Here is a 22,345-nt window from a genome sequence, read left to right on the forward strand (position 1 = left end):
GAGCAGTTGACTTTTAATCAATTGGTCGCAGGTTCGAATCCTGCACGACCCACCAGCCTGAATAGATTTGCAGTACATCCCGCAAGGGGTCGTTAGCTCAGTTGGTAGAGCAGTTGACTTTTAATCAATTGGTCGCAGGTTCGAATCCTGCACGACCCACCAATGTAAAAAAGCGCCCTAAAGGCGCTTTTTTGCTATCTGTATTCCGCATATTTTGACCTTGCAGGTCGGCTCCGGCGAAGTCGCCATCCGATGCGTGCTACGCACACCTATTTCCGGTGACTTTTTCTCGCAAATTCGCTATCTTGTTTAGTATACAAAACACATTTGCCGTCCGTTTTGCTATGTCATGCAAAAGAAAGGCAATAATGTTAAGCCAGTAAAACGAGAAGCCATAATGAGCGTGATGTTTGATCCAGAAGCCGCAATCTATCCCTTCCCGCCAAAGCCTGTCCCGCTGAGTCAGGATGAGAAGCAGTTTTACCGTGAGAAGATCAAACGTCTTCTCAAAGAGCGAGATGCAGTGATGGTTGCACATTACTACACCGACCCGGAAATCCAGCAACTGGCGGAAGAGACCGGGGGCTGCATCTCTGACTCTCTGGAGATGGCACGCTTTGGTGCCAGACATCCTGCTTCCACGTTACTGGTCGCAGGCGTTCGCTTTATGGGTGAAACCGCAAAGATTCTCAGCCCTGAAAAAACCATTCTGATGCCAACGCTACATGCGGAATGTTCACTCGACCTCGGCTGTCCGATTGATGCGTTCTCGGCCTTCTGCGATGCCCATCCGGACCGTACCGTGGTGGTCTATGCCAATACCTCTGCCGCAGTGAAAGCGCGGGCAGACTGGGTCGTGACGTCAAGCATCGCCGTTGAACTGATTGAGCATCTGGACAGTCTGGGCGAGAAAATCATCTGGGCGCCTGACCGCCATCTCGGCAATTACGTGCAGAAGCAGACCGGCGCTGACGTGCTTTGCTGGCAGGGTGCCTGTATTGTTCATGATGAATTTAAGACGCAGGCGCTCTCGCGCATGAAGGCGCTTTACCCGCACGCTGCGGTCCTTGTTCACCCGGAATCACCGCAGTCCATTGTCGACATGGCGGATGCCGTGGGATCCACAAGCCAGCTTATCAATGCTGCCAGGACGCTGCCGCACAAGCAGCTCATCGTGGCAACCGACCGCGGTATCTTCTATAAGATGCAGCAGGCCGTGCCTGAGAAAGAGCTGCTTGAAGCACCAACGGCGGGCGAGGGGGCGACGTGTCGTAGCTGCGCGCACTGCCCGTGGATGGCGATGAACGGCCTGAAAGCTATTGCTGAGGGGCTGGAGAAAGGCGGAGCAGCGCATGAAATCCATGTGGATGCTGCTCTGCGTGAAGGTGCGTTAATTCCGCTTAACCGCATGCTGGATTTTGCGGCTACACTACGTACTTAATTCAATACGCCCTGGGGAAAAGATGGATTTTTTTAGCACACAGAACATTCTGGTTCATATACCGATTGGTGCAGGTGGCTATGACCTGTCATGGATTGAGGCCGTGGGTACGCTGGCTGGGTTATTGTGTATCTGGCTGGCAAGTCTGGAGAAGATCAGCAACTACGCGTTCGGGTTAATTAACGTTACGCTCTTTGCGATTATCTTCTTCCAGATCCAGCTGTACGCCAGCCTGCTTTTGCAGTTGTTCTTCTTTGCGGCGAACATTTATGGTTGGTACGCGTGGTCGCGGCAGAACAGCCAGCAGGAGGCAGAGCTGCAAATCCGCTGGCTGCCCTTACCGAAAGCTATCGCCTGGTTTGTCGCCTGCGTTGTCGCCATTGGTTTAATGACCGTCTATATCAACCCGGTGTTTGCATTCCTGACCCGTGTCGCGGTGTCGGTTATGTCTGGCCTCGGGCTGAATGTCGCTATGCCATCACTCCAGCCGGATGCTTTCCCGTTCTGGGACTCCTGCATGATGGTGCTGTCGATTGCGGCGATGATCCTGATGACCCGTAAATACGTTGAGAACTGGCTGCTCTGGGTCGTCATTAACGTCATTAGCGTGGTTATTTTTGCACTTCAGGGCGTCTATGCGATGTCGCTGGAGTATCTGCTGCTGACCTTCATTGCCCTGAACGGGAGCCGGATGTGGATTAACAGCGCGCGTGAGCGAGGCTCTCGCGCGCTTTCGAACTAATGATGGTGATGATGTGAATGTCCGGACTGCGCCTCGTTCAGGTGGCAGTCCGGGCCGTTACAGGGCTGGTACTCCATCTGGATGGTGGCGTGGCCAATCTCATAGTGATGTTCGAGAAAGTGCTGGATGCGCTCAAGCAGGCCATCATGGTCATGGGTAGGGATCACCTGGACGTGCAATGTCATGACCGGTTTCTCACCCACCAGCCAGACGTGAACATGATGCACATTGCGCACTTCGGGTACGGAACGACGCAGGTTGCGTTTAAGCTCGGCAATGTCCACGGATGCCGGCGCCCCTTCAAGCAGTTCATTCACGCTCTCCTTCAGCAGCCGCCAGGCACTGCGCAATACCAGACACGATACCAGCACGGAAAGAATCGGGTCGACGGGCGTCCAGCCGGTATAAAGGATCACCAGCGCGGCCACAATGGCGCCGACGGAACCCAGTAAATCGCCCATAACATGCAGAGCCGCAGCGCGCACGTTGAGGTTCTTTTCCCCGCTGCCGCGATGCAAAATCCAGAACGCCAGAAGATTCGCCAGCAGACCTGCTACGGCGATAACCATCATTGTCGCTCCGGCGACCGGCTGAGGGTGACGAAAGCGCTGTATGGCTTCCCAGACGATAAGAAGGGTGATAACCACCAGAGCAATAGCGTTAACAAACGCCGCCAGGGTGGTCAGTCGCAGCCAGCCAAAGGTATGACGCGCGTTAGGCGGACGACGGGCAAACTGCACGGCCAACAGGGCAAAGAGCAGGGCGGCGGCATCGGTAAGCATATGTCCGGCATCCGCCAGAAGCGCCAGAGAGCCGGAAACCAGGCCACCAATGACCTCGATAACCATAAACGTTGCCGTGACGCCGAAGGCCAGCATAAGGCGTTTAGCGTTGTCATCGCCAGAAGATGGGGTGTGTGAATGCGTGTGCGCCATATCAGCTTTCCTTTTTGTTATTGTTTTTAGTGTAGCGTTTTTAATGGCTTACTCCAAAAAGAAAGGAGAGCCAGAGCTCTCCTTTTACGTTTACATCCGTCACGGATTATTGGGTTGTGCCATCCGTTTTGGTATTGGCATCGTCGCCCACTTTGTCATTCGAATTCGGACACTTACCGTCTTTGCACATGGTGTTCTTATGCATCTCATCGGTACTCATCGTGTCATGATTCATGGTGCCAGAGCCGCTACTGTCCGGATGCAACATCGTGCCTCCGGTATTGGTGTTCCCGGTATTGATCTGGCTGTTATCGACATTATTCGGGGCGATATTCTGTTTTGCATCAGGGGCGACCTGTCCCGCCGCCGCCGCGGCATTCGCGTCACCGTTGTTATCTGTTGAGCCCGTCTCAGCAGCAAGGACGCTGCCGCTTGCCAGGGTGAGGGAGGCTGTGAGGAAGAGGGTTGCCAGTTTCGTCATTTTCATCTTGGTGCTCCTGTTCTTGTCGTTACGCTGGATAACATTTTCCAACAGTGCATCTTTTTCAGAGGCGAAAGATTCCGTCATACGGACTTACGTCAGTATGGAATCGCGTTTAATCAAACAAAAGTGGTTGTTACAGTTAAAAAGCTTAGGTTAGATCTCGTTTTTCGCTATTTTGTGGCGATTTTTAGGTGAATTCCAGGAATTATCTGCGTGAAGTGTAAAACCGTGTTTACACTTTCTGGTCGGCAAGTTAGATTGAAAGGATTGCTTTCATTACTAAAGATATGGCAGAGCTGGAAAGAAAATGAATTATCAGAACGACGATTTACGTATTAAAGAGATCAATGAGTTATTACCTCCTGTAGCACTCCTTGAGAAATTCCCCGCCACTGAAAATGCCGCAAACACGGTGTCTCATGCTCGTAAAGCGATCCATAAGATCCTGAAAGGTAATGACGATCGTCTTCTGGTGGTGATTGGCCCTTGTTCAATTCACGATCCTGCTGCGGCCAAAGAGTACGCAGCAAGGTTGCTTCAGCTTCGCGAAGAACTGCAAGGCGAGCTGGAAATTGTCATGCGTGTTTACTTCGAAAAGCCGCGTACGACCGTTGGCTGGAAAGGGCTGATTAACGACCCGCATATGGATAACAGTTTCCAGATCAACGACGGTCTGCGTATTGCGCGCAAACTGCTGCTGGAGATCAACGACAGCGGTTTGCCGGCTGCCGGTGAGTTCCTCGACATGATTACGCCGCAATATCTGGCGGATCTGATGAGCTGGGGCGCAATCGGTGCGCGTACTACAGAATCTCAGGTTCACCGCGAACTGGCGTCAGGTCTCTCGTGTCCGGTTGGTTTTAAAAACGGTACCGATGGCACCATTAAGGTGGCAATTGACGCCATCAATGCCGCCGGGGCACCGCACTGCTTCCTGTCCGTCACCAAATGGGGTCACTCCGCCATTGTGAATACCAGCGGTAACGGTGACTGTCATATTATTCTGCGTGGCGGTAAAGAGCCGAACTACAGCGCAAAACATGTCGCAGACGTGAAGGTCGGGCTGGAAAAAGCGGGTCTGCCACAACAGGTGATGATCGACTTCAGCCATGCCAACTCCAGCAAGCAGTTTAAAAAGCAGATGGAAGTCGGCGCCGATGTTTGTCAGCAGATTGCCGGCGGTGAGAACGCGATCATTGGCGTGATGATCGAAAGCCATCTGGTGGAAGGTAACCAGAATCTGGAAGGCAGCGAGCCGCTGGTCTATGGTAAGAGCGTCACGGACGCCTGCATCGGCTGGGACGATACGGATGCGCTTCTGCGTCAGCTGGCGAATGCGGTAAAAGCGCGTCGCGGCTGAGTTTCCGGAGCCAAATAAAAAAGCGTGGATTGCTCCACGCTTTTTTTATGTCCAGCGAAAATTATTTCGCTTTACCTTGGTTCGCTACAGCCGCGGCTTTTGCAGCGATCTCATCAGCGTTGCCCAGATAGTAATGTTTGATTGGTTTGAAGTTTTCGTCGAACTCATACACCAGCGGAACGCCAGTTGGGATGTTCAGTTCGAGGATCTCGTCTTCACCCATGTTGTCCAGGTATTTCACCAGCGCACGCAGGGAGTTACCGTGAGCTGCGATGATCACGCGCTCGCCGCTTTTCAGGCGTGGCAGAATGGTTTCGTTCCAGTAAGGCACAACGCGGTCGATGGTCAGCGCCAGGCTCTCGGTCGTTGGCAGCTCAGCATCCGTCAGTTTCGCGTAACGCGGGTCGTGGCCCGGGTAGCGCTCGTCATCTTTGGTCAGCTCTGGTGGGGTTACCGCGAAGCCGCGACGCCACTGTTTAACCTGCTCGTCACCGTATTTTTCAGCGGTTTCCGCTTTGTTCAGACCCTGCAGCGCACCGTAGTGACGCTCGTTCAGTTTCCAGGATTTCTCAACCGGCAGCCAGGCCTGATCCAGTTCGTCCAGAACGTTCCACAGAGTATGGATGGCACGTTTCAGCACAGAGGTGTAAGCAAAATCAAAGCTGAAGCCTTCAGCCTTCAGCAGTTTACCTGCTGCTTTTGCTTCGCTTACGCCTTTTTCTGACAGATCAACGTCGTACCAACCGGTAAAGCGGTTTTCGTTGTTCCACTGGCTTTCGCCATGACGCACCAGGACCAGCTTAGTTACAGCCATATCGTACTCCTCATAAGCTTTATTGAATGATAACAATTCTCATTATATTGCCGTGACAGTGCCAGCAGCAACGCTTAACCCTAACCATAGCGAAAATAGTCTCTGAGTGTAAGATGCTTGTGAATCCAGGGTTATGATTTTGTCTGCGATCGGCGCTATTTTCAGCAAGACGGAGAGAAAAAGCCCTCCGCAAGGAGGGCTGGGAATTATGAATGCGGGATGAAATGATATTCTGTCACGCTAACGTACTCTTCACCCGGGCGCAGCACACAGTCCGGCTGTGGCCATTCTGGATGGTTCGGGCTGTCCGGCAGGAACTCGCTTTCCAGCGCCAGCCCTTGCCAGTCGCTGTACTCTTCATGTTCGCGTGCCGTGGTGCCGCCAAGGTAGTTGCCTGAATAGAATTGCAGGGCAGGGGCCGTGGTGTAGACCGTCATCTGCAGTTTCTCATCCGCAGACCAGACCTGCGCGGCAGGCTGAGTCACATCGCCTTTCGCCTGCAGCAGAAACGCGTGGTCATAGCCTTTCACCTTGCGCTGATCGTCATCGCTCAGGAAATCCTGCGCGATGGTTTTTCCGCTGCGGAAATCAAAGCTGGTACCGCTGACGGCCTTGAGCCCCTGATACGGGATCCCCATTTCATCCACCGGCAGATAGGCATCTGCCAGGATCTGGAGCGTGTGATTACGCACGTCGCACTGGTTGCCGTCCAGGTTGAAATAAGCGTGGTTGGTCAGATTGACCGGGCACGGCTTATCAACTTTCGCGCGATATTCAATGGCGATACGGTTATCGTCAGCCAGCGTGAAATGCGCGAACGCGGTGAGGTTACCGGGGAATCCCTGGTCACCGTCACGCGAGTCCAGTGAGAACAGCACTTCGCGGTCGTTTTGCTGAACGATTTTCCAGCGGCGCTTATCGAACCCTTCAGGTCCACCGTGTAACTGGTTTTCGCCCTGACTGGAAAGCAACGAGTAACGCTCGCCATCAAGTTCGAAAGCGCTTTTCGCGATGCGGTTAGCATAACGGCCGACAGACGCGCCAAGATAGGCGGACTGATTGACATACTGCTCAGGCGACGCGCAGCCAAGCAGGGTTTCACGTACGCTGCCATCAGGCATTGGTACGCGAGCGGATAGCAAAGTGGCACCCCAGTCCATTAACGTAACCACCATTCCTGCGCTGTTGCGCAGGGTTAACAGGCGATACGGCAGGCCATCCGGGGCAAGGGTTGGCGTTTCGTTTAGCACTGTCCTGCTCCTTGTGATGCTTTACACACGTAGAAAGTTTCTTTAATACCTGTTTTCGCTTCGTACTGTTTTTCCACCGCCTGCTGGACGGCAGGGACGAGCTCTTCCGGCATCAGGGCAACAATGCAGCCACCGAAGCCGCCGCCGGTCATGCGCACACCGCCTTTATCGCCAATCGTGGCTTTGACGATGTCCACCAGGGTATCGATTTGCGGAACGGTGATTTCAAAATCATCGCGCATGGAGGCGTGAGATTCTGCCATCAGTTCACCCATACGTTTCAGGTCACCTTTCGCCAGCGCGGACGCCGCTTCAACGGTACGGGCATTTTCCGTCAGCACATGACGAACACGTTTCGCCACTACCGGATCCAGTTCGTGCGCCACTTTATTGAACTCGTTGAGCGAAACGTCACGCAGCGCAGGTTGCTGGAAGAAACGTGCGCCGGTTTCACACTGCTCGCGGCGGGTGTTGTACTCGCTGCCCACCAGCGTGCGTTTAAAGTTGCTGTTAATAATTACCACAGCTGCGCCTTTTGGCAAGGGAACGGCTTTGGTGCCCAGAGAGCGGCAGTCGATAAGCAAGGCATGCTCTTTTTTACCCAGCGCAGAGATCAGCTGGTCCATGATGCCGCAGTTACAGCCCACAAACTGGTTTTCCGCTTCCTGACCATTCAGGGCGATTTGTGCCCCGTCCAGCGGCAGATGATAAAGCTGCTGGAAGACGGTACCCACGGCGACTTCCAGCGACGCGGATGAGCTTAATCCGGCACCCTGAGGCACGTTTCCGCTGATGACCAGATCAGCGCCGCCCACGTTTTTATTACGTTTCTGCAGGTGTTTTACCACGCCGCGCACGTAGTTAGACCATTGCTGGCTGTCGTGGGTAACGATGGGTGCATCGAGGGAAAACTCATCCGTCTCATTATTGTAATCCGCTGCAATAACGCGGACTGTGCGGTCATCGCGCTTAGCGCAGCTAATGACGGTCTGGTAATCAATGGCGCACGGCAGAACGAAACCATCGTTATAGTCGGTATGTTCACCAATCAGGTTCACGCGGCCAGGCGCCTGAATGACATGGGTGGCAGGGTAGCCAAATTTCTCAGCAAACAGGGATTGTGTTTTATCTTTCAGACTCATTTTTTAGACTCCTGATTCGCGATAATGGACGTCACTCACAGCACGCAGGCGTTCTGCAGCCTGTTCTGCCGTCAGGTCACGCTGGGTTTCTGCCAGCATTTCATAGCCCACCATGAATTTACGTACCGTCGCAGAGCGCAGCAGCGGCGGATAGAAATGGGCATGCAACTGCCAGTGTTGATTCTCTTCACCGTTAAACGGAGCGCCATGCCAGCCCATTGAGTAGGGGAAGGAGCACTGGAACAGGTTGTCATAACGGCTGGTCAGTTTCTTCAGTGCCAGGGCGAGGTCATCGCGCTGTGCGTCGCTCAGATCGGTGATGCGCAGAACCTGTGCTTTTGGCAGAAGCAGCGTCTCAAAAGGCCATGCTGCCCAGTAAGGTACGACGGCCAGCCAATGCTCGGTTTCCACCACCGTTCGGCTGCCATCGGCCAGTTCACGACGGGTGTAATCCACCAGCATCGGCGATCCGTTTTCCGCGAAATAGGCTTTTTGCAGACGGTCTTCACGCTCGGCTTCGTTTGGCAGGAAACTGTTGGCCCAGATCTGACCGTGCGGGTGCGGGTTAGAGCAGCCCATTGCCGCGCCCTTGTTTTCGAACACTTGTACCCACGGGTAGGTCTGACCCAGCTCAGCAGTTTGCGTCTGCCAGGTGCTGACGACCTCTTTCAGCGCGTCAACACTCAGCTCCGGCAGCGTTTTGCTGTGGTCGGGCGAGAAACAGATAACACGGCTGGTGCCGCGCGCGCTTTCACAGCGCATCAGCGGGTCCTGGCTATCCGGCGCGTCGGGCGTGTCGGTCATCAGGGCGGCAAAATCGTTGGTGAAAACGAAGGTGCCTTTGTAGTCCGGGTTTTTATCGCCCGTCACACGCGTGTTGCCCGGACACAGGAAGCAGTCCGGGTCGTGCTGGGGAAGCGTCTGTTTTGCAGGCGTCTCTTGCGCCCCCTGCCAGGGACGCTTGGCGCGATGCGGAGAAACCAAAATCCATTGCCCGCTTAGCGGGTTAAAACGACGATGCGGATGATCGACGGGATTGAACGAAGTCATGACGGATCCTTAGTCCGGATAACCTTGTGGATGGCGAGACTGCCAGTGCCAGGTATCCTGTGCCATTTCATCAAGCGTGCGGGTGACACGCCAGTTAAGCTCTTTATCGGCTTTGGAGGCATCGGCCCAGTAAGCCGGGAGGTCGCCTTCACGGCGCGGTGCGAAGTGATAGTTCACAGGTTTACCGCAGGCCTTACTGAAGGCATTCACGACGTCCAGCACGCTGCTGCCGATCCCGGCGCCGAGGTTATAAATATGCACGCCTGGCTTATCGGCCAGCTGCTGCATTGCCGCCACGTGGCCGTCGGCCAGATCCATGACGTGGATATAATCACGCACACCGGTACCGTCTTCGGTTGGATAATCATTACCGAAAATAGCCAGAGACTCACGGCGGCCAACGGCCACCTGGGCGATGTACGGCATCAGGTTATTCGGGATGCCCTGTGGATCTTCACCCATATCGCCTGACGGATGGGCGCCAACCGGGTTGAAGTAGCGCAGCAAGGCGATGCTCCATTCAGGCTGTGCTTTTTGCAGATCGGTGAGGATCTGCTCCACCATCAGTTTGCTTTTGCCATACGGGCTTTGCGGCGTACCGGTCGGGAAGCTTTCAACGTAAGGGATTTTTGGCTGATCGCCGTAGACGGTTGCGGAAGAGCTGAAGATAAAGTTTTTGACGTTCGCTGCGCGCATGGCGGAGATCAAACGCAGGGTACCGTTGACGTTGTTGTCGTAATACTCCAGCGGTTTCGCGACGGATTCACCCACCGCTTTCAGGCCGGCGAAATGGATCACCGTCTCAATGGCATGGTCGTGAAGGATCTCGGTCATCAACGCTTCATTGCGGATGTCGCCTTCCACGAAGGTCGGTTGTTTACCGCCAAGACGTTCAATCACAGGCAGCACGCTGCGCTTACTATTGCACAGGTTGTCGAGGATGATGACATCATGACCGTTTTGCAGCAGCTGCACGCAGGTATGACTACCAATGTAACCGCTACCACCTGTTACCAGAACTCGCATATTTCGCTCCATTGGGCTTATGGTATGTAATAACCATAGCATAACAGAGACGCGAAAAGTGTGACATGGGATAAAATAGTGGAATCGTTTACACTGCTTTTAAAATCCGTTTTTTGGCGGCAATGCGACATTGTAGATCAAAGGGATAGTGAAGTCTTTGTGCAGGTTATCCGAAAAAACGGAGGGGCAGAGCCCTCCGGAGTTAATCGATTTTGCTCAGCAGGTACTGATAGCGTTCACCGTCGGGCACAAACTCGAGGCGATGCGTAATGCAGGACGGGGCATCTTCGGCATGATGGGAAACGAACAGCAGCTGCGTTTCGCCTTCGCTAATCAGGACATCCACAAAACGGCGGATCAGCTGGCGGTTTAATGGGTCCAGCCCCTGTAGCGGTTCGTCGAGGATCAGAAGGGTCGGGTGTTTCACCAGCGCGCGAACGATCAGCGCCAGACGTTGCTGTCCCCACGAAAGGCTATGAAACGGCGCGTCAGCGACCCGGTTATCCATCCCCAGAATATCCAGCCACTGCTGGGCCAGCTTATGCTGTTTGTCCGAGACCGCCTGATAAATGCCGATGGAATCAAAATACCCGGACAGGATCACATTGCGCACCGTGGTGCTGACCCGGTAATCCAGATGCAGGCTGCTGCTGACATAGCCGATATGCTTTTTGATATCCCAGATCGTTTCACCGCTTCCGCGGCGGCGGCCAAACAGGGTGAGATCGTTACTGTAGCCCTGAGGGTGATCGCCGGTGATCAGGCTCAGCAGCGTTGATTTTCCCGCGCCGTTGGGGCCAACAATTTGCCAGTGTTCACCCGGGTTGACCGTCCAGTTGAGATGATTAAGGATCGGTCGATCGTCATACGCTACCACGCCATCACGCAGCACGATGCGCGGCTGGTGGGGATCTAACGCGTGGCGGGCAGAAGGTGCGTCCGGTTCCGGCAGCGTGATGCCGTCCAGGTTTTCACTGTGCGCCAGTTGGGCAATTAACGCCTGCTTAAGTAACGCCGATTTTTCGCCGGTTTCAGTCAGGTTGCAGTCAGCGAGCACGCCGGCGTTCTGAATAAACTCAGGAATTTCATCAAAACGGTTAAGCACCAGTACCAGCGTATAGCCCTGCTGGTTAAGCGAGCCGAGCAGGGTGGCCAGCTGTGCGCGGGACTGCACGTCGAGACCGTCGAACGGTTCATCCAGAATCAACAGTTCCGGCTCGCTCATCAGCGCCTGACACAGCAGCGTTTTCCGGGTCTCACCGGTCGAAAGGTATTTAAAGCGCCGGTTCAGCAGGGAGGTGATGCCAAACTGTTCTGCCAGATACGCACAACGGGCAGGATTGTTGACCTCATCCTGAATAATGTCTGCCGTCGTGCGGCCCGTATCCTCTTCACCCGGGCTGAGTAAATCGGTGTTATTGCGCTGCCATTCATCGCTCACCAGCTTTTGTAGTTGCTCGAATGACAGGCGCGTCAGGCGCGTAAAGTTACACTGGTATTCACCTTTAAGATGCGCGAGCTCTCCGCTCAGCGCACGGGCCAGCGCTGATTTCCCGCTTCCGTTTGTACCGACAAACGCCCAGCTTTCACCGGCGCGTATTGTTAAATCAGAAATCGTCAGCGTTCGGGTGTCGCTAAGACGAAACGTGCCTTGCGAAATATGCAATGATGACATGACTTATCCCATTTTTTGCAGCAACAGATGTCAGGGATACTCACTGTCGACACGCTTGTCAATGTGCTCAGCACAATGTGGCGATAATCACCCGGTCGGCGTTGAAATATGCGGTCACCACAGCACCTTCTTCTAATTCTGCGGCATCGCTGAGGGGAAGGGTTGCGCAGAGTTCTTGCCCGTCCGGCAGGGTCATCAGTACTTCACACTGCTCTTCACCGCGTTCAACGTGGCGGATGGCACCGCGTAGCTGGTTATCAGCGGCTTTTGCTTTTTCGGCATCGGCAGTGATATTCACCCATGGCGCTTTCAGTAACACCAGCACCTCTTTACCTTCATTCAGCGCCAGTCGGTCTGCGCTTTGTGCGGTAATCGCGGCTTTCAGACGGGTTGTTCCATCGGCAAGCAGGATCTCAATATGACGCTGCACCTGGGCGTTATCGCCCGCCATCACCGTACCAAACCACTGGTTACGGGCGCTGGTTTGCAGCGAAAAGCGGGAAATGGCAGCCAGCAGGCTGTCCAGCGGGAGATTATCGTCGTCACTTAACACATCAAATGCTTTTTGCTGGATCTGCGCCAGCAGATCATACAGTTGAACCAGGCGCTGGCCGTAACGTGTCAGGATCGCACCTCCACCGCCTTTGCCGCCCGTGGCCCGGTCAACCAGCGTTTGCTCGCTCAGGGTGTTCATGTCGTTGATGGCATCCCAGGCGCTTTTATAGCTAATGCCAGCGTTCTTAGCCCCCTGGCTTATTGAACCGGTTTGTTCTATTTGTTTAAGCAGGGCGATACGTCGCGGATCGGCGAAAAGCTTCTGCTGTAGTCGTAGAGTGAGGAGAATTTCGGCCTGCATAACACTGTCCTGGCAAAAAGTGCATTGTGACCCAAATGGCGAAGGTCGCAAAGGGCACCGCACAAAAGGGGATGTTTTTCTCACTTTTCAGGGTAGAATAAGCCATTCACAATATCTGGAGAAAACCATGTTGGAATTGTTGAAAAGTCTGGTATTCGCCGTGATCATGGTACCAGTAGTGATGGCCGTTATCCTCGGTGCCATCTACGGCCTGGGTGAAGTGTTCAACGTATTTTCGAACATTGGTCACAGAGACCAGGCTAAAAAGCAGCATTAATTTCCCCCCGAAACGCCCGGCTTGCCCGGGCGTTTTGCTCTCAAGTATTTCCCTTTCTCGCCGATATTATTTAAAGCATCAGCTTGCTGTACCCCTTGAGCGGTACGATTTAACGCTGGGATCTCCCCGGAGTTACCGTTATATTAGTGTGTATATAACGATACTCACAGGAGCTACAAATGGCACGTACATGGGTACGCCTTTTCGCAGGGGCAACGCTGACACTTTCGCTGAGCGGACTCGCGCTGGCTGACGAGGGTAAAATTACCGTCTTTGCGGCAGCGTCGTTGACTAACGCGATGCAGGATATCGCGACAGCGTATAAAAAAGAGAAGAACGTCGAGGTGGTCTCCTCTTTTGCTTCTTCATCGACGCTGGCACGTCAGATTGAAGCGGGAGCGCCGGCCGATCTGTTCATCTCTGCAGACCAGAAGTGGATGGATTACGCGGCTGAAAAGAAATCGATTGATGCGACTACCCGCGAAACATTGCTGGGGAATAGCCTTGTCGTGGTGGCGCCGAAAGCCAGTCAGCAAGGCGAAATCACTATCAACAACGAGACCCCCTGGACCCGGTTGCTGAACGGAGGACGCCTGGCCGTTGGCGATCCGGAGCATGTACCGGCGGGGATCTACGCCAAAGAAGCATTGCAAAAACTGGGTGCCTGGGAGACGTTATCGCCCACACTGGCTCCGGCTGAAGATGTGCGCGGTGCTCTGGCGCTGGTTGAACGTAATGAAGCGCCGCTGGGGATAGTCTACGGGTCGGACGCCGTCGCCAGTAAAGGGGTGAAAGTGGTTGGTACGTTCCCGGAAGACTCCCACAAGAAAGTGGAATATCCTGTTGCGATTGTTGATGGACATAAAAATGCGACCGTGACGGCCTTCAGCGAATACCTGAAGGGACCCGAAGCGTCCGCAATCTTTAAACGTTACGGATTTACGACTCACTAATGATATTGACCGATCCTGAATGGCAGGCTGTCCTGCTGAGCCTGAAAGTCTCTTCCCTGGCGGTTGCGCTGAGTTTGCCCTTTGGGATCTTCTTTGCCTGGTTACTGGTTCGCTGTAAGTTTCCCGGCAAAGCCCTGCTGGATAGCGTTCTTCATCTTCCCCTCGTGTTGCCACCGGTGGTGGTTGGCTACCTGCTACTGGTGTCGATGGGGCGGCGCGGTTTCATTGGCGAATGGTTATATGACTGGTTTGGGCTGACGTTTGCGTTTAGCTGGCGAGGGGCGGTACTGGCGGCGGCGGTGATGTCATTCCCGCTGATGGTCAGGGCCATTCGCCTGGCGCTGGAAGGGGTTGATATCAAACTGGAACAGGCTGCCCGCACGCTGGGTGCCGGGCGCTGGCGCGTCTTTTTCACCATCACGCTCCCGCTTACGCTGCCGGGCATTATTGTCGGCACGGTACTGGCGTTCGCCCGCTCGCTGGGTGAGTTTGGTGCCACGATTACCTTTGTGTCGAATATCCCCGGTGAGACGCGAACGATCCCGTCAGCAATGTACACCCTGATCCAGACGCCGGGTGGAGAAGGTGCCGCGGCGCGGCTGTGCATTATCTCAATTGTGCTGGCGCTGGTCTCGCTGCTGGTTTCGGAATGGCTGGCGCGACTCAGTCGCGAGCGGATGGGGAAATAGTCATGCTCGAACTTCAGTTCACCCAGACGCTGGGAAATCATACCCTGACCCTTAACGAGACGCTGCCTGCGAGCGGCATTACCGCCATCTTTGGCGTATCAGGTGCAGGGAAAACCTCATTGATCAATGCCATCAGCGGACTGACGCGACCGCAGTCCGGACGGATTGTGCTCAACGATCGTGTCTTAAACGACGTTGAGAACAAAATTTACCTGGCACCGGATAAGCGGCGAATTGGTTATGTTTTTCAGGATGCGCGATTATTTCCGCATTACAGCGTGCGCGGTAATCTTCGCTACGGCATGGCCAAAAGCATGGCCGCGCAATTTGATAAGCTGGTGGCGCTGCTGGGCATTGAGTCACTGCTGGACCGTCTCCCTTCATCGCTTTCTGGTGGTGAAAAACAGCGCGTGGCGATAGGCCGCGCGTTGCTCACCGCGCCAGAACTGCTGTTGCTCGACGAACCGCTGGCCTCGCTGGATATTCCGCGAAAACGTGAACTGCTGCCCTATCTTCAGCGACTGGCGCGTGAAATCAATATCCCGATGCTCTACGTCAGCCATTCGCTGGATGAGATCCTGCATCTGGCCGATAAAGTGCTGGTACTGGAAGAGGGCAGCGTTAAGGCATTCGGTCATCTGGAAGAGGTGTGGGGCAGCAGCGTGATGCACCCGTGGTTACCGAAGGAGCAGCAGAGCAGCATCCTTAAGGTGAGCGTGCTGGAACATCACCCGCACTATGCGATGACCGCGCTGGCGCTGGGCGACCAGCATCTGTGGGTCAACAAAATCGACAAACCGCTGCAGTCTGCGTTGCGTATACGTATTCAGGCTTCAGATGTCTCTCTGGTGCTGCAAGCGCCGCTGCAGACCAGTATTCGCAATATCCTGCGCGCGAAAGTGGCGGAGTGTTTTGATGATGACGGTCAGGTTGAAGTGAAGCTCGAAGTGGGCAGCAAGACGCTCTGGGCGCGCATCAGTCCGTGGGCCAGAGATGAGTTAGGGATCAAGCCTGGCCTGTGGCTTTACGCACAAATCAAGAGCGTCTCCATCACCACCTGATTACAGCAGGTGGGTATAAATATACTGCGCGATGCTGTCGGTGGTGTTATCACCAATCACGACGTTAGCACGCGCTTTTACCGCATCGTCGGCGTTGCCCATTGCCACGCCTGTACCGGCGGCCTCCAGCATGCTGATGTCGTTGTAGTTATCGCCAAAGGCAATCACATCCTGCATTGACCCGCCCTGAGACTCCACGAACTGTGCCAGACGTTTGCCTTTGCTGTTGCCTTTGCGGGCGATATCGACCTGGTCGTGCCAGGACCACTCGCACTCCAGACCCAGCGTTTGTTCAACGTGCGTCGCGAAGGCATTCAGTTTGGTGGTATCTTCATCCGTCAGCGCAAATTTCCAGATAGCATCGACATCCTGAGCCGCCTGGCGCAGGGAGGAAACCTGGGTAAAGACCGGACGCTGCGCTTCAGGCAGAGACAATGCCCAGTTGCTGGTGCGGATCACGTGGCCTGTCGGACGTTCATACACCATTGCGTTATCCACATACATCAGGCCGTGAATGGCATGCTCATCAAGCAGATCAATCAATTGCAGCGCCTGAGGCACGGGCAGCGGATCGGATTCTAAAACCTTTTTTGCTTGATAATCATACAAATAAGTGCCATTACAACAAATTGCAGGTGTATCTAACGCCAGTGCCTGATAAAAAGGATGAATGGCAACGTGATGTCGACCCGTTACGATAAGGAGTTGATATCCCACTTCCTGCGCGCGTTTGAGTGCTTCAAGGGAAGAGGGGAGAAGGGTTTTCTGCGGAGTAAGTAAGGTACCGTCTAAATCCAGAGCTATTACACGCGAGGTCATTTGTTTTTCCGGGTTAATATTGAATTTACGTTCTGAAGGGATGGTACACCGAGAGGCAAAGGCTTCAAAATTCCCGATGACAATTCAGCATTCACCGTCAAAAGTTAACTACTTTCATGCGCAGTGAGGAGTGAATATTCATGAAACAAACCGTTTATACCGCCAGTCCTGAAAGCCAGCAGATCCACGTCTGGCGTTTAAATACCGAGGGTACCCTCACGCTGGTTCAGGTTGTTGATGTGCCAGGTCAGGTGCAGCCGATGGTTATCAGCCCGGATAAACGTTTCTTGTACGTGGGTGTGCGCCCGGAGTTTCGCGTGCTGGCCTACCGCATCTCGCCGGACGACGGCGCGCTGACTTACACTGCGGAAGCACCTTTGCCGGGCAGCCCAACGCATATCTCCACCGATCGCAAAGGCAACTTCATCTTCAGCGGCTCTTACAATGCGGGCTGTGTCAGCGTAACGCGTCTGGAAGCGGGCCTACCGGTTGAAACCGTGGAGGTGGTTGAAGGGCTGGAAGGTTGCCACTCGGCGAATATTTCTCCGGATAACCGTACGCTGTGGGTCCCTGCGCTGAAACAGGATCGTATCTGCCTGTTTACCCTGAGCGATGACGGTCACCTGGTGGCGCAGAATCCTGCAGAAGTGACCACCGTTGAGGGCGCGGGCCCGCGCCATCTGGTGTTCCACCCGAACCAACAGTACGCCTATGTGGTGAACGAGCTGAACAGTTCTGTGGACGTATGGGAACTGAAAGATCCTAACGGCAAGATTGAGTGCGTGCAGACGCTGGATATGATGCCGTCTGACTTCTCTGACACCCGCTGGGCGGCTGATATTCACATCACACCGGATGGGCGTCATCTGTATGCCTGCGACCGTACCTCCAGCCTGATTACGGTATTCAGCGTTTCTGAAGACGGTAGCGTGCTGGCGATTGAAGGTTTCCAGCCTACCGAAACCCAGCCACGCGGGTTTAATATCGATCACAGCGGTAAATACCTGATTGCGGCGGGGCAAAAATCCCACCACATCGCGCTGTACGAAATCAAAGGTGCGCAGGGGCTGCTGGAAGAGAAAGGGCGTTACGCCGTCGGCCAGGGGCCAATGTGGGTGGTGGTAAACGCACACTAAAAGGCTTAAAACAAAAAACCTCGCATTTGCGAGGTTTTTTTATGCCCGGTGGGCACCGGGCGAGTAAAGCAAAAGACATCAACGCATTCTTTTATTGCTTAGGCTCAGCAACCACTTTGCTACCCAGACCGCGGTTGTTGTATTCCCACATGCGGTTGAAGTTAGCGTCATTCAGGTTGCGCTGCACGTTACCTTTATCATCCACGCTACCGGTATTGCCGGAGAAAGGACGTTTGGAGATAGCGGCATCGGCCCATGGCTTAGCCATGTTGAAACCTTCGTTGATCACGCTGTCACGAATAACAACCTGACCGTTGGTGGCAGAGTCCACATCCAGCGAGCGGCCCAGCTGCGCGACGCCGTCACCGGACGCGTTAAAGCGGCTGTTAACGGCCAGGAAGCCGTAGAACAGGTTAGATTGCGTGGCCGGGGCAAAAACATAACCTTCCTGCTGAGTGCGTGAATTCACCACGCGGAAATCGGTGTTCTCAAACACCACCGCGCCGCGACCGGAGACCAGATCCACGTCACCTTCAACGTAGCTGTTAGTGACCAGCGTACGGGTCAGACGGTTATTCTGCAGCGTGTTCTGAACACCGCTGTTCGTCACGAAGAAGGTGTTCTGACGGCCGAGAATATTCACGTTGTTGATCTGCACTTTATCGCCATCGCTACGCAGTGCAACGGCCTGGTGGTTACCCGCATCAACGCTATCGCCCAGGGTATTCTGAATGGTCAGGTTCTGCAGCTGCAGGCCATTATTCTGAGACCAGACGACCGCAGAACACATCACGCCGATGGTAGCTGCACGCTTGCTCTGGCAGTTGTCAAACATGTACCACGCCGGTTTGCCTGGCATGTATTTACCCGCCGGGTTGACCAGGCGACGCCAGGTGTTGCTGTCGATTTCAGAATCAATCGCCAGACCAATTTTCACGTCGACCGCTTTCTCGCCCGTCCCGTAAAGGGTGATGCTGCCCGGTGCTGCCGGAACGTAAACGGTGCCTTCATATTCCCCAGGCAGGATCGCGATGTACTGGCGAGAGGCGCTGTGTTTGGTGATAGCCGCGTCAACCGCAGCCTGAATCGTCGTGTGCGTCACGCCCTGCGTGCCTGCCGGACCGACAACGAAGTCAGGTTGTTTCGGCAGGTTAATAGAAGACGGTGTCCACGGCGCAGCGTTAGGGTCCATCGCCGAGAAGTAGTGTGCACGGTCAAAGTTCTTCGCTTCATCAGCGGACAAAATCGGACGAGAGGCGGTACCCGGTGCAACCTGCTCAGAAGGCTGCTGGTCCGGTGGGGTAGAACTGCATGCGGATAATGTCACGCCAAAGGCGAGCGCTAACGCCAGACGGGAAATCCTGGAAATGTTCAAGGTAAAGCTCCTGGGTATGCAAGTCTTAACGGGATAGACGAAATAGCCTGCTTTTTTATACTAAGTTGAGCGAAACGGGAAGATAAAAAGGGTAAAAGATGCATTTTTTACCCGCGGGAGGCGGGAAAGTCATCACAAATAAATAACATTTTCCGCCAGAGCGGTTGACAGCAGGGGGCAGATGAAAATAAATGTCTATACAACTCATGACAAGTGGAATGCCCATGCAGCAGCTTCATCCCGACGATGTAATATGGCGCAATGCGCGACTGGCGACAATGATCCCGGACGACAGCACGCCTTATGGCCTGAAAGCGCAGCACGCCCTGGTGGTGCGCGGCCAGACGATTCTGGCCGTTATTCCCGAATCTGACATCCCTTCCAGCCACCGTCACTGTGTCGATCTGCACGGTCGTCTGGTCACCCCCGGGCTGATTGACTGCCATACCCACCTGGTGTTCGGTGGCGATCGTGCGGCAGAGTGGGAGCAGCGTCTGAACGGCGTCTCTTATCAAACCATCAGCGCGCAGGGCGGCGGGATTAACGCGACCGTGACGGCGACGCGGAGCAGTTCGCCCGAGACCCTGCTCAGACTGGCGCAACAGCGTCTGCAGCGGCTGATCGATGAAGGGGTGACCACGGTTGAAATCAAGTCGGGATATGGTCTCAACGCCGAAGCGGAAGAGAAGATGCTGCAGGTCGCCCGCCAGCTGGGCCAGAACAATCCGGTAGAGATCAGCCCAACGCTTCTGGCTGCGCATGCGGTTCCGGCGGAATACCGCCATGACGCGAACGCGTATCTCACCACGGTGTGCGAGCAGATGATGCCCACGCTGTGGCAAAAAGGCTTATTCGAAGCCGTGGATGTGTTTTGCGAAAATGTCGGCTTCACGCCAGCGCAAACCGAGCGGCTTTTCCGCGCTGCCACTGCCCTGGGGATTCCGGTCAAAGGACACGTGGAACAGCTTTCAAATCTTGGCGGCGCGGCGCTGGTCAGCCGCTTTAAGGGGCTTTCCGCCGATCATATTGAATATCTCGACGATGACGGTGTTCAGGCGATGGCGCACAACGGCACGGTTGCGGTATTACTGCCGGGGGCATTCTATTTTCTTCAGGAGCGCCAGCGTCCGCCGGTTGAACAGCTCAGAAAAGAGGGCGTTCCCATGGCTGTCGCCACCGACTATAACCCCGGCACCAGCCCGTTCGCGAGTATTCATCTCGCGATGAATATGGCCTGCGTGCAGTTTGGCCTGACGCCTGAAGAGGCCTGGGCTGGCGTGACGCGACATGCTGCCCAGGCGCTGGGACGCGGGGCCACGCACGGGCAGCTGCAGTCTGGATTCGTGGCTGACTTTGTCGTCTGGGATGCACATCACCCGGTCGAAATGGTCTATGAGCCGGGACGCAATCCGTTGTATCAACGTATTTTCCGTGGGGAGAGCGTATGAGACTCTGGCGGCCGGTTGCCGAGACCGTCTGGCAGGGGCGTGACGACAGCGCCGAGGCCAGCAATGCAAAACGTATTTTTCAGACCCTGCGACAGACGCCGGTATTTACCCCTCAGTCATCCGGCATCGCTTTGATAGGGTTTGAATGTGATGAAGGGGTAAAACGCAATCAGGGCAGGCCCGGCGCCGTACAGGCCCCGGAGGTGCTTCGCAAAGCGCTGGCGAACATGGCAAGTCATCATGGACATGACCGGCTGGTGGATATGGGATCGGTGTATGTCGAGGGCGATAACCTGGAAGCGGCTCAGCGGGCGTTAAGCGATGCCGTGCAGGCCTGCCAGCAGTCCGGCATGCGTACGCTGGTTTTTGGCGGGGGACACGAGACCGCCTGGGCGCATGGCCGCGGGGTTCTGGATGCTTTCCCGAACGTGCGCGTGGTGGTGATAAACCTGGATGCACACCTTGACCTGCGCAAGGCGGACCACGCGACCTCCGGCACGCCGTTTCGTCAGCTGGCACACTACTGTGCGGAACAGGCGCGCGATTTTCAGTATGCCTGCCTGGGCGTCAGCCGGGCGGCGAACACGCAGGCGCTGTGGGATGAAGCTGAGCGACTAAACGTCACGCTGGTGGAAGACCTTCATTTCAGGCGAGATGCGTTATCGGCTCTGGACAAGGTCCTGGCCCAGGCCGACCGCGTTTACCTCACCATTGACCTCGATGTTTTGCCTGCTGGCGAAATGCCAGCCGTCTCAGCGCCCGCGGCGTTAGGGGTACCCGCGCTGGATCTTCTGCCGGTGATTGAACACATCTGCCGCAGTGGAAAACTGCAGGCTGCCGATCTGGTAGAATTTAACCCGCAGTACGATCGGGACGGACAGGGGGCAAAGCTTGCCGCCCGTCTGGCCTGGCAAATTGCTCACTGGTGGGCATAACAACGTTTAAGGAGTCAGGATGTTTTCACGCTCACCGCTGTCGCAGTCCAGCCCTCCCGCGCCTTTCTACGAAAAGGTGAAGCAGGCTATCAGCGAAAAAATCGCAACCGGCGTCTGGCGGCCGCACGATCGCATTCCGTCCGAGGCCGAACTGGTCGCACAGTTTGGTTTTAGCCGAATGACCATCAACCGGGCGCTGCGCGAGCTGACCGATGAGGGCCTTCTGGTGCGTCTGCAGGGGGTCGGGACCTTCGTCGCGGAGCCGAAAGGGCAATCGGCACTGTTTGAGATCAGAAGTATTGCCGATGAGATAGCCTCGCGTAACCATCAGCATCACTGTGAAGTGCTGGTGCTCGAAGAGACACAGGCCAGCGCCGAGCAGGCCGTGGAGCTGAATGTCAAAGAGGGAAGCCGCATCTTTCATTCCGTGATGGTGCATTATGAAAACGACATCCCGGTGCAGATTGAAGATCGCTGCGTGAACGCCGATCGGGTGCCCGAGTACCTGGATCAGGATTACACCCAGACCACGCCGCATGCCTATCTTTCGCTCATCGCGCCGCTGACGGAAGGGGAGCACATCGTGGAAGCCGTTCGCGCTACGCCGCAGGAGTGCGAACTGTTGCGGATCAAAGAGCACGATCCTTGCCTGCTCATTCGTCGCCGTACCTGGTCTTCGTCGCATATTGTGTCGCATGCCAGACTGCTGTTCCCGGGAAATCGATACCGGCTGCAGGGCCATTTCATGTCGTAAGGGTCATACGTTTTAAAAGCGTGATAGCTAACGCAATATAACAAAATTGTATCTTTTTTGTTAAATCCGACCTTGTGTGTGCTTGTCTATACAAGTATATCTGAATACATCATCTGTCCCGTA

The 22,345-nt window shown here is 55.0% G+C and carries 22 protein-coding genes and 1 tRNA gene; 12 read left to right on the forward strand and 11 right to left on the reverse strand.

Annotated elements, in window-relative coordinates:
* The first annotated feature begins 86 nt into the window (after positions 1-86).
* The 3 genes from QRN24_RS19785 to pnuC all read left to right on the forward strand — a co-directional run bounded on the left by QRN24_RS19785 (position 87) and on the right by pnuC (position 2,183).
* Positions 87-162: transfer RNA gene (locus QRN24_RS19785), tRNA-Lys, on the forward strand.
* Positions 163-397: 235 nt separating this feature from the next.
* Positions 398-1,441, forward strand: a complete 1,044-nt coding sequence (gene nadA / locus QRN24_RS19790; RefSeq protein WP_284942979.1) for a quinolinate synthase NadA — start codon at positions 398-400, stop codon at positions 1,439-1,441.
* Positions 1,442-1,463: 22 nt separating this feature from the next.
* The gene (gene pnuC, locus QRN24_RS19795; RefSeq protein WP_020884957.1) at positions 1,464-2,183 is read left to right on the forward strand and encodes a nicotinamide riboside transporter PnuC; all 720 of its coding nucleotides are present in this window, start codon (positions 1,464-1,466) and stop codon (positions 2,181-2,183) included.
* Here the strand turns inward: pnuC and zitB are convergent.
* A complete protein-coding gene (gene zitB / locus QRN24_RS19800) occupies positions 2,180-3,118 on the reverse strand; it encodes a CDF family zinc transporter ZitB (RefSeq protein ID WP_193163075.1) in 939 nt (312 codons plus the stop codon). The two genes, pnuC and zitB, sit on opposite strands and share 4 nt — an antisense overlap.
* Positions 3,119-3,224: 106 nt before the next feature.
* A complete protein-coding gene (locus QRN24_RS19805; protein ID WP_025204646.1) occupies positions 3,225-3,605 on the reverse strand; it encodes a YbgS-like family protein in 381 nt (126 codons plus the stop codon).
* Positions 3,606-3,909: 304 nt separating this feature from the next.
* Here QRN24_RS19805 and aroG point away from each other — a divergent pair, with 304 nt between their 5' ends.
* Positions 3,910-4,962 carry a 3-deoxy-7-phosphoheptulonate synthase AroG gene (gene aroG, locus QRN24_RS19810; protein ID WP_014169194.1) on the forward strand — a complete coding sequence of 351 codons (1,053 nt, stop codon included), beginning with the start codon at positions 3,910-3,912 and terminating at the stop codon, positions 4,960-4,962.
* A 61-nt stretch (positions 4,963-5,023) separates the two neighbouring features.
* Here aroG and gpmA read toward each other — a convergent pair whose 3' ends face one another.
* From gpmA to modE, 7 genes are all read right to left on the reverse strand, one after another.
* Complete coding sequence (gene gpmA, locus QRN24_RS19815; protein ID WP_020884954.1) at positions 5,024-5,776, reverse strand: 2,3-diphosphoglycerate-dependent phosphoglycerate mutase; 753 nt, start codon at positions 5,774-5,776, stop codon at positions 5,024-5,026.
* A 206-nt stretch (positions 5,777-5,982) separates the two neighbouring features.
* Positions 5,983-7,026 (reverse strand): galactose-1-epimerase, encoded by a 1,044-nt coding sequence (galM, locus tag QRN24_RS19820; protein ID WP_032677707.1) that lies wholly within the window; start codon positions 7,024-7,026, stop codon positions 5,983-5,985.
* Positions 7,020-8,168, reverse strand: coding sequence for a galactokinase (gene galK, locus QRN24_RS19825; RefSeq protein ID WP_014169197.1), 1,149 nt, complete (start codon positions 8,166-8,168; stop codon positions 7,020-7,022). Before galK ends, galM begins: the two co-directional genes overlap by 7 nt.
* Before the next feature lie 3 nt (positions 8,169-8,171).
* Entirely contained in the window at positions 8,172-9,218 is a 1,047-nt protein-coding gene (gene galT / locus QRN24_RS19830; protein ID WP_014169198.1) for a galactose-1-phosphate uridylyltransferase, read from the reverse strand.
* A 9-nt stretch (positions 9,219-9,227) separates the two neighbouring features.
* On the reverse strand, positions 9,228-10,244 hold the full coding sequence (gene galE, locus QRN24_RS19835; RefSeq protein ID WP_020884951.1) for a UDP-glucose 4-epimerase GalE: 1,017 nt from the start codon (positions 10,242-10,244) through the stop codon (positions 9,228-9,230).
* A 202-nt stretch (positions 10,245-10,446) separates the two neighbouring features.
* On the reverse strand, positions 10,447-11,919 hold the full coding sequence (gene modF / locus QRN24_RS19840; protein WP_014169200.1) for a molybdate ABC transporter ATP-binding protein ModF: 1,473 nt from the start codon (positions 11,917-11,919) through the stop codon (positions 10,447-10,449).
* Positions 11,920-11,986: 67 nt separating this feature from the next.
* Positions 11,987-12,775, reverse strand: coding sequence for a molybdenum-dependent transcriptional regulator (gene modE / locus QRN24_RS19845; RefSeq protein WP_025204643.1), 789 nt, complete (start codon positions 12,773-12,775; stop codon positions 11,987-11,989).
* A gap of 127 nt (positions 12,776-12,902) precedes the next feature.
* On the opposite strand from modE, the gene QRN24_RS19850 reads away from it, so the two are divergent.
* The 4 genes from QRN24_RS19850 to modC all read left to right on the forward strand — a co-directional run bounded on the left by QRN24_RS19850 (position 12,903) and on the right by modC (position 15,755).
* A complete protein-coding gene (locus QRN24_RS19850; RefSeq protein ID WP_020884948.1) occupies positions 12,903-13,052 on the forward strand; it encodes an AcrZ family multidrug efflux pump-associated protein in 150 nt (49 codons plus the stop codon).
* A gap of 179 nt (positions 13,053-13,231) precedes the next feature.
* Positions 13,232-14,005: a molybdate ABC transporter substrate-binding protein gene (gene modA, locus QRN24_RS19855; protein WP_284942980.1), complete on the forward strand. Its 774-nt coding sequence runs from the start codon at positions 13,232-13,234 to the stop codon at positions 14,003-14,005.
* On the forward strand, positions 14,005-14,694 hold the full coding sequence (modB, locus tag QRN24_RS19860) for a molybdate ABC transporter permease subunit (RefSeq protein ID WP_014169203.1): 690 nt from the start codon (positions 14,005-14,007) through the stop codon (positions 14,692-14,694). Before modA ends, modB begins: the two co-directional genes overlap by 1 nt.
* A 2-nt stretch (positions 14,695-14,696) precedes the next feature.
* Positions 14,697-15,755 (forward strand): molybdenum ABC transporter ATP-binding protein ModC, encoded by a 1,059-nt coding sequence (modC, locus tag QRN24_RS19865; RefSeq protein ID WP_219372818.1) that lies wholly within the window; start codon positions 14,697-14,699, stop codon positions 15,753-15,755.
* On the opposite strand, the gene QRN24_RS19870 is transcribed toward modC, so the two are convergent.
* Positions 15,756-16,574, reverse strand: coding sequence for a pyridoxal phosphatase (locus QRN24_RS19870; RefSeq protein WP_219372819.1), 819 nt, complete (start codon positions 16,572-16,574; stop codon positions 15,756-15,758).
* A 140-nt stretch (positions 16,575-16,714) separates the two neighbouring features.
* On the opposite strand from QRN24_RS19870, the gene pgl reads away from it, so the two are divergent.
* Complete coding sequence (pgl, locus tag QRN24_RS19875; protein WP_050737375.1) at positions 16,715-17,710, forward strand: 6-phosphogluconolactonase; 996 nt, start codon at positions 16,715-16,717, stop codon at positions 17,708-17,710.
* Positions 17,711-17,801: 91 nt separating this feature from the next.
* On the opposite strand, the gene QRN24_RS19880 is transcribed toward pgl, so the two are convergent.
* Complete coding sequence (locus QRN24_RS19880) at positions 17,802-19,085, reverse strand: putative acyl-CoA thioester hydrolase (protein WP_014169207.1); 1,284 nt, start codon at positions 19,083-19,085, stop codon at positions 17,802-17,804.
* Positions 19,086-19,309: 224 nt separating this feature from the next.
* Between QRN24_RS19880 and hutI the strand changes: the two genes are divergently transcribed.
* The 3 genes from hutI to QRN24_RS19895 are packed head-to-tail and all read left to right on the forward strand — an operon-like array spanning position 19,310 to position 22,222.
* Positions 19,310-20,533, forward strand: coding sequence for an imidazolonepropionase (gene hutI, locus QRN24_RS19885; RefSeq protein WP_284943060.1), 1,224 nt, complete (start codon positions 19,310-19,312; stop codon positions 20,531-20,533).
* On the forward strand, positions 20,530-21,468 hold the full coding sequence (gene hutG, locus QRN24_RS19890) for a formimidoylglutamase (RefSeq protein WP_284942981.1): 939 nt from the start codon (positions 20,530-20,532) through the stop codon (positions 21,466-21,468). Before hutI ends, hutG begins: the two co-directional genes overlap by 4 nt.
* 19 nt (positions 21,469-21,487) lie before the next feature.
* The gene (locus QRN24_RS19895; protein WP_014169210.1) at positions 21,488-22,222 is read left to right on the forward strand and encodes a histidine utilization repressor; all 735 of its coding nucleotides are present in this window, start codon (positions 21,488-21,490) and stop codon (positions 22,220-22,222) included.
* Positions 22,223-22,345 lie beyond the last annotated feature (123 nt).

This window comes from Enterobacter sp. MEB024, assembly GCF_030209635.1.
GTDB lineage: Bacteria > Pseudomonadota > Gammaproteobacteria > Enterobacterales > Enterobacteriaceae > Enterobacter > Enterobacter ludwigii.

Coding starts and splice junctions, on each gene's coding strand:
- modE (WP_025204643.1), bottom strand. CDS start 12,775: ATGCAGGCCGAAATTCTCCTCACTCTACGACTACAGCAGAAGCTTTTC.
- QRN24_RS19895 (WP_014169210.1), top strand. CDS start 21,488: ATGTTTTCACGCTCACCGCTGTCGCAGTCCAGCCCTCCCGCGCCTTTC.
- hutI (WP_284943060.1), top strand. CDS start 19,310: ATGCAGCAGCTTCATCCCGACGATGTAATATGGCGCAATGCGCGACTG.
- modB (WP_014169203.1), top strand. CDS start 14,005: ATGATATTGACCGATCCTGAATGGCAGGCTGTCCTGCTGAGCCTGAAA.
- galE (WP_020884951.1), bottom strand. CDS start 10,244: ATGCGAGTTCTGGTAACAGGTGGTAGCGGTTACATTGGTAGTCATACC.
- zitB (WP_193163075.1), bottom strand. CDS start 3,118: ATGGCGCACACGCATTCACACACCCCATCTTCTGGCGATGACAACGCT.
- QRN24_RS19870 (WP_219372819.1), bottom strand. CDS start 16,574: ATGACCTCGCGTGTAATAGCTCTGGATTTAGACGGTACCTTACTTACT.
- hutG (WP_284942981.1), top strand. CDS start 20,530: ATGAGACTCTGGCGGCCGGTTGCCGAGACCGTCTGGCAGGGGCGTGAC.
- pgl (WP_050737375.1), top strand. CDS start 16,715: ATGAAACAAACCGTTTATACCGCCAGTCCTGAAAGCCAGCAGATCCAC.
- aroG (WP_014169194.1), top strand. CDS start 3,910: ATGAATTATCAGAACGACGATTTACGTATTAAAGAGATCAATGAGTTA.
- QRN24_RS19805 (WP_025204646.1), bottom strand. CDS start 3,605: ATGAAAATGACGAAACTGGCAACCCTCTTCCTCACAGCCTCCCTCACC.
- galK (WP_014169197.1), bottom strand. CDS start 8,168: ATGAGTCTGAAAGATAAAACACAATCCCTGTTTGCTGAGAAATTTGGC.
- gpmA (WP_020884954.1), bottom strand. CDS start 5,776: ATGGCTGTAACTAAGCTGGTCCTGGTGCGTCATGGCGAAAGCCAGTGG.
- modA (WP_284942980.1), top strand. CDS start 13,232: ATGGCACGTACATGGGTACGCCTTTTCGCAGGGGCAACGCTGACACTT.
- nadA (WP_284942979.1), top strand. CDS start 398: ATGAGCGTGATGTTTGATCCAGAAGCCGCAATCTATCCCTTCCCGCCA.
- modF (WP_014169200.1), bottom strand. CDS start 11,919: ATGTCATCATTGCATATTTCGCAAGGCACGTTTCGTCTTAGCGACACC.
- modC (WP_219372818.1), top strand. CDS start 14,697: ATGCTCGAACTTCAGTTCACCCAGACGCTGGGAAATCATACCCTGACC.
- galT (WP_014169198.1), bottom strand. CDS start 9,218: ATGACTTCGTTCAATCCCGTCGATCATCCGCATCGTCGTTTTAACCCG.
- pnuC (WP_020884957.1), top strand. CDS start 1,464: ATGGATTTTTTTAGCACACAGAACATTCTGGTTCATATACCGATTGGT.
- QRN24_RS19850 (WP_020884948.1), top strand. CDS start 12,903: ATGTTGGAATTGTTGAAAAGTCTGGTATTCGCCGTGATCATGGTACCA.